Annotated in this window: 1 protein-coding gene; it reads left to right on the top strand. The window is 67.4% G+C overall.

Annotation, left to right across the window (positions count from 1 at the left end):
• The coding region (locus F8271_RS31725) for a transposase (protein ID WP_151493435.1) at nucleotides 1-576 on the top strand (576 nt) is incomplete at both ends.

Genomic DNA, 576 nt, shown 5'->3' on the forward strand with positions numbered 1-576 from the left:
CGATCCGCAGACGCCTGCACGTGTGGGCCGAGGCCGGCCTGGGCGAACAACTACACGAACTGGCACTCGAAGCCTACGACCGCATGATCGGCCTGGAGTTGGCCGACGTCAGTGCCGACGGCGCCATCACCAAGGCGCCGTGCGGCGGGGACCGGGCCGGCCGGTCCCCGGTCGACCGCGGCAAAGGCGGCATGAAACGCTCGACCGGCGTCGACGGCTACGGCATCCCGCTCGGAATCACCGGCGCCCCCGCCAACCGGCACGACTCCCCGCTGCTACGCGACACCTTCGCAGCATGCAGCACCCAACTACGGCACTACTGGCCCGAGCAGGTCACCGCGCACCTGGACCGCGGCTACGACAGCAACCGAACCCGTGACCTGCTCGAAGAGATCGGCTTCGACGCCGAGATCGCCCGCAAAGGCATACCCGCCCCGATCCAAATCGGCAAACGCTGGGTCGTGGAGAGAACCAACTCCTGGATGAACGGCTTCGGCAAGATCCGCCGCTGCACCGACCGCAACGCCCAGATCATCGACTTCTACCTGTACCTGGCCGCAGCGATCGTCACCATCC

It is taken from the genome of Micromonospora sp. ALFpr18c (assembly GCF_008868155.1).
Taxonomy (GTDB): domain Bacteria; phylum Actinomycetota; class Actinomycetes; order Mycobacteriales; family Micromonosporaceae; genus Micromonospora.